This window comes from Methylobacterium sp. WL103 (genome assembly GCF_008039885.1).
Taxonomy (GTDB): Bacteria; Pseudomonadota; Alphaproteobacteria; order Rhizobiales; family Beijerinckiaceae; genus Methylobacterium; species Methylobacterium cerastii.
Window position 1 is genome coordinate 1 of sequence record NZ_VRUX01001278.1, and the last position, 457, is coordinate 457.

1 pseudogene is annotated in these 457 nt (G+C 74.0%); it reads right to left on the minus strand.

The features are described 5' to 3' along the window. Positions 1–457: pseudogene (locus FV222_RS30480) on the minus strand (hypothetical protein); the annotation flags it as partial.

Consider the following 457-nt stretch of genomic DNA (forward strand, 5'->3'; position numbering starts at 1 on the left):
AAGCCGATCGCCGCGCCGCGCCGCGCCTCCTGGCGGACCTGCCCGACCTCGTTCTGAAGGCCGGCGAGCTGGCTGCCGAAGGCGTTCGCCTGCTTCTCCAGCGGCGCGACGCGGGCGTCGGTGTAGGCGGTGCCGGCGGCGTAGCTCGCCTGCACCCGCTGGTCGGTGTAGGCGAAGCTCTGCGCTTTGGCGGTCGCGACCTGGGCCGTCACCTGCCCGAGGTTGGCGGCATCAGTGGGCTGCACCCCGGCCGCGACGTTGCGGATCAGAACCGGCTGGTTCGGGTCGCTGCCGGCCAGCGTCATCGACTGGCCGCGCCCGCCGGTCGCCGGGTCGACGTCGTACTTCACCGCGAACGCGTCCACCGCCGCGAGCGCGTCGCCGACGCCGGAATAGGACCGGCCGCCGAGGGCGTAGGTCGGCGCGGTGAAGCTGCCGTCGGCGGCCGGTCCTATTC